Source organism: Vibrio sp. OPT46 (assembly GCF_015163535.1).
Taxonomy (GTDB): Bacteria; Pseudomonadota; Gammaproteobacteria; order Enterobacterales; family Vibrionaceae; genus Vibrio; species Vibrio alginolyticus.
Genome location: NZ_JADDYG010000842.1, coordinates 163,339 through 168,368 on the forward strand (window position 1 = coordinate 163,339; position 5,030 = coordinate 168,368).

Consider the following 5,030-nt stretch of genomic DNA (forward strand, 5'->3'; position numbering starts at 1 on the left):
TCCACCGATTTTTCGTCTCATTATTAGAACTTCAGATTCTGAAAGTCTTTCACCAAGTTTAGTCATTTTATGACTAAAAGATCGGCGATTTTGGTTACCTTTTTGTGACTAATCCCACTTTATATGCAGAAAGTTGCAAAAAAATAGCCTTCAATTCTGTAATTTTTTTTCTTTTCGGTGGCGAATTCTACCACTGAATGAATCCAATATCACTGTTTAAGAATTGTCTTAGGACAAGGTTTTATCGAGAAATATTAATTTTTTGGATCGAAATAAATGGACTTAAAAGTTTCGGTTTGACTATAATAAGTTTCACATCGAAACTTAAAATCAAAACTTAAATGTCGAAACGAAATACTCAATTAAGAAGACACGCCATTTCTAACTTGGTTTCTGAACTAGGAGAAGTCAGCGTTGATGAACTTGCTCAGAAATTCGAAACCTCAGAGGTCACGATTAGAAAGGATTTAGCTTCTTTAGAGAAAAACGGCCAACTTCTACGCCGCTATGGCGGTGCGATTGCTATCCCAAAGGAAGTCATTCACGAAGAATTGGGCGCTAATGTTTCGACTCGAAAGTTAAGCTTAGCAAAAGCAGCAGCATCATTGATTCGCGATCATAATCGCATCGTGATCGACAGTGGCAGCACGACTGCCGCGCTGATTCAACAGTTGAATGACAAACGTGGCTTAGTGGTCATGACCAACTCGTTGCATGTTGCTAACGCCCTAAATGAATTAGAGAGCGAACCGACACTGCTGATGACTGGCGGTACTTGGGATACGCACTCAGAGTCCTTTCAAGGCAAAGTAGCCGAATCTGTATTACGAGCTTACGACTTTGACCAACTATTCATCGGTGCGGATGGCATCGATCTCGAGCGTGGAACCACGACATTTAATGAGTTGGTTGGCTTAAGTAAGGTAATGGCAGAAGCGTCACGTGAAGTGATCGTAATGATAGAGTCCGAAAAAATCGGCCGTAAGATCCCAAACTTAGAGCTCGCTTGGCATCAAGTTGATGTGTTGGTGACCGATGCAGATATCCAAGCAGAGCATAAAGTACAGATTGAACAACATGGCGTGAAAGTCATTTGCGCCTAATGATGTAATCAGTTTCATATTTCACTTCCCTCTGGATAAAGGCCTTTGCTTGCTGCCTCTATTTGAAATCATGGCTAGGGAAGAACAAAACTACAAACGGAGATAAACACATGTGTGGAATCGTAGGTGCAGTAGCACAACGAGATGTTGCAGAAATTTTGGTTGAAGGTCTACGCCGCTTAGAGTACCGCGGTTACGACTCTGCTGGCGTTGCGGTTGTTGATGGCGAATCAAACCTAACGCGCGTTCGTCGCTTGGGTAAAGTACAAGAATTGGCTGATGCAGTAGAAGAAGCAAAAGTGATCGGCGGAACTGGCATTGCGCACACTCGTTGGGCGACGCACGGTGAACCTTCTGAAATCAATGCTCACCCACACATGTCTGGTGATATCGCAGTTGTCCATAACGGCATCATCGAAAACCATGAAGAGCTGCGTGAGCTGCTTCAATCTCGTGGCTACGTGTTTGAATCGCAAACGGATACAGAAGTTATCGCACACATGGTTGAGTGGGAACTTCGTACTTCAGAAACGCTATTAGAAGCGGTACAAAAAACAGCAAAACAACTTGAAGGCGCATACGGCACGGTAGCGTTGGATCGCAAAGATCCTTCACGCATCGTAGTAGCGCGTTCAGGCAGCCCGATCGTGATCGGTTTTGGTGTAGGTGAAAACTTCCTAGCGTCTGACCAACTTGCATTACTTAACGTTACGCGCCGTTTCATGTACCTAGAAGAAGGGGACGTAGCAGAAATTACTCGCCGTGAAGTCACTGTGTTTGATGCAACGGGTGAGCCAGTTGAGCGTGAAATTGTTGAATCTAACGCAGAGCATGATGCAGGTGATAAAGGCCAATACCGTCACTTCATGCAAAAAGAAATCTATGAGCAACCTAAAGCGTTGATCAACACAATGGAAGGTCGTATCACGGCAGACTCTGTTGTGACAGACGCGATCGGTGTGCACGCGGCAGACATTCTAAGCAAAGTAGAACACGTACAAATCGTCGCGTGTGGTACGTCTTACAACGCAGGTATGACAGCGCGTTACTGGTTTGAAGACATTGCTGGCGTTAGCTGTGATGTAGAAATCGCGTCTGAGTTCCGTTACCGCAAGTTTGTGACTCGTCCAAACAGCCTTCTTATTACGTTGTCTCAGTCTGGTGAAACTGCAGATACGTTAGCAGCACTTCGTCTTGCGAAAGAGAAAGGTTATATGGCGGCGATGACCATTTGTAACGTAGCAGGCTCTTCTCTGGTTCGTGAATCAGATTTTGCATTCATGACTCGCGCTGGCGTCGAAATCGGCGTGGCTTCAACCAAAGCGTTCACGACTCAGCTTTCTGCACTACTTATGCTGGTAACAGCACTAGGTAAAGAGCAAGGCCGCATCAGCAAAGAGAAAGAAAAAGAGATTGTTGAAGCGCTGCATGCACTTCCTAAGCAAATCAACGCGGCACTTTCTTTCGAGAAAGAAATTGAAGCACTAGCAACGGATTTTGCAGACAAGCACCACACATTGTTCCTAGGCCGTGGCGAGTTCTACCCAATCGCGATGGAAGCGTCTCTAAAACTGAAAGAGATCTCTTACATCCACGCAGAAGCGTACGCGGCGGGTGAACTAAAACACGGTCCTCTTGCGCTGATTGATGCTGACATGCCTGTTGTTGTGGTTGCACCAAGCAACGACCTACTTGAAAAGCTAAAATCAAACGTTGAGGAAGTACGTGCGCGTGGCGGTCTTCTGTATGTATTCGCAGATGCAGACGCAGGCTTCGAAGGCGATGAAACAATGAAGATCATCACGATGCCTCACGTTAGTGAAATCACGGCGGCGATCTACTACACCATCCCAATGCAATTGCTGTCTTACTACGTAGCACTGATCAAAGGTACGGACGTAGACCAACCACGTAACCTGGCGAAAGCGGTAACGGTTGAGTAATTACGCTTAACAGCAAAAATCCAAGCGGCACATGCGAGAGTATGTGCCGCTTTTTTATTTAAGCCCACTTTAAGGGGGTGAGTTATTGACCCAACTGGTGAGCGGTTAGAATTGCAGAGTAGACATTTTCTGCCGTCACTGGGAATGGCATATTGTGGATGGTTTCTCCCTCGGCCGTTGAGGCTTCGGCGACCTCGCGCAACTTAGCGTGGTTAAGCTCTTTAACGCCCATATCAAATAAGTTGGTTGGTAGACCTACAGAGCGGCAGAATGCAAGAACCGTATTAATCTCTTCCATCGCTGCGTTTTCTAGTACCAGCTGAACTAGTGTGCCGAACGCGACTTTCTCACCATGATAGAGATGATGACACTCTTCAAGCTTAGTTAGGCCGTTATGAATAGCGTGAGCACCCGCTAGACCACTGCTTTCAAAACCGATACCGCTTAGGTATGTATTGGCTTCAATAATGTTTTCTACCGCTTTGGTGCTCACACCATTTTCTACCGCAGCTTTTGCTTTTACACCATCTTCAAGCAAGGTTTCATAGCAAAGTTTCGCAAGCGCTTGTGCTGAACGCGTCGCTAACCCACCAGCCATTGTTGCCTTACCAGAAGTCATGTTGGCACGAGCTTCAAAGTAGGTGGAAAGCGCGTCGCCCATCCCCGATACAAGTAAGCGAACAGGGGCTTTGGCGATGACTGACGTATCCATGATGACCATGTCTGGGTTTTTAGGGATCATCAAATATTCTGCAAATTCACCTTCAGGTGTGTATATCACCGCAAGCGCTGAGGTTGGTGCATCTGTCGAGGCAATGGTAGGAACCACCACGACAGGAATTTTGGTGTAAAACGCAACAGCCTTTGCTGTATCTAACGTTTTACCACCACCAATACCGACAATAACATCGTGTTTTTGAGTGGCACAAATGTCCGTGATGCGTTCAATCTCAACGCGCGAACATTCGCCACCAAAAATGTTCATAGTGAGTGGAAGCTTTTCGTCAGCAAAACTTTGTTTGACGTCATCACCAACCAGGTTAGTCACGAACTCATCGGCAATTACTAACGGACGTTCACCCAATGTTTTCACATAGTGAGCGATAGATGTAAGTACTTGTTCACCTTGGACGTATTTGCTCGGGCTGATAATAATTTTGTCCATAATTCAAACCTTTAACCTTTTTTATGTGTGTTTTGGACTGCAATGAATATCCATTGTAGGGATAAGGTTTATATTAGGTTTGGTGTGGTAAGTGGTGAAGGATATCTCTGGTTTTGTTCCATGCTTTTATGACCTCTGTGTCAAACCGACTGCCAGAAGTAATAAGAATCAGCATGCTTTATGGCGACGATCACTATTCAGGAAAATTTGTCGTTTTTCGTTTCATATTGAAACAATAATGCCGAAGTTTTTGTTTCAATATGAAACGGATTGATTTTTGTTGAGCACGCATTTTCTCTGTTTAAGATGAATTCATACCCTACATAAAAATATAAATGGAATGAGATAGAACGATGAAAAAGTTAATTAACCAAGTTGATGATGTTGTATTGCAGCAAATGGAAGGTCTGGCTTTATCTCGCCCAGAGCTAAAAGCGAACTACGAACCTCGTTACATGTGGCACGAGGAAACACCGGGGCAAGTGGCACTGGTTTCTGGTGGTGGCTGTGGTCATGAACCTTTGCACGCAGGTTTTATTGGTAAAGGCATGCTGACAGGCGCCTGCCCTGGAGAGGTATTTACTTCACCAACGCCAGATCAAATGTACGAATGTGGCAACCAAGTGAATACTGGTGAAGGCGTGCTATTTATCATTAAAAACTACACCGGAGACGTGTTGAACTTTGAAACGGCTGTGGAGCTGCTTCATACCGATGGCATCAAAGTTGGGTCGGTGTTGGTGGATGACGATGTTGCAGTCAAAGACAGCCTGTATACTGCTGGTCGCCGTGGCGTAGCTGGAACGGTATTGGTTGAAA

At 45.2% G+C, this 5,030-nt stretch carries 4 protein-coding genes; 3 read left to right on the top strand and 1 reads right to left on the bottom strand.

All coding sequences use genetic code 11. The features are described 5' to 3' along the window. The first annotated feature begins 341 nt into the window (after positions 1-341). Both IQR33_RS30095 and glmS read left to right on the top strand, forming a co-directional pair. The gene (locus IQR33_RS30095; protein WP_005379701.1) at positions 342-1,103 is read left to right on the top strand and encodes a DeoR/GlpR family DNA-binding transcription regulator; all 762 of its coding nucleotides are present in this window, start codon (positions 342-344) and stop codon (positions 1,101-1,103) included. Between the two features lie 110 nt (positions 1,104-1,213). After that, complete coding sequence (gene glmS, locus IQR33_RS30100) at positions 1,214-3,046, top strand: glutamine--fructose-6-phosphate transaminase (isomerizing) (RefSeq protein ID WP_033906046.1); 1,833 nt, start codon at positions 1,214-1,216, stop codon at positions 3,044-3,046. 82 nt (positions 3,047-3,128) lie between these two features. On the opposite strand, the gene IQR33_RS30105 is transcribed toward glmS, so the two are convergent. Further along, a complete protein-coding gene (locus tag IQR33_RS30105) occupies positions 3,129-4,211 on the bottom strand; it encodes a glycerol dehydrogenase (RefSeq protein ID WP_005379703.1) in 1,083 nt (360 codons plus the stop codon). Between the two features lie 353 nt (positions 4,212-4,564). On the opposite strand from IQR33_RS30105, the gene IQR33_RS34875 reads away from it, so the two are divergent. Further along, on the top strand, positions 4,565-5,030 hold a 466-nt coding region (locus IQR33_RS34875; RefSeq protein WP_228014222.1), incomplete at its 3' end, for a dihydroxyacetone kinase subunit DhaK.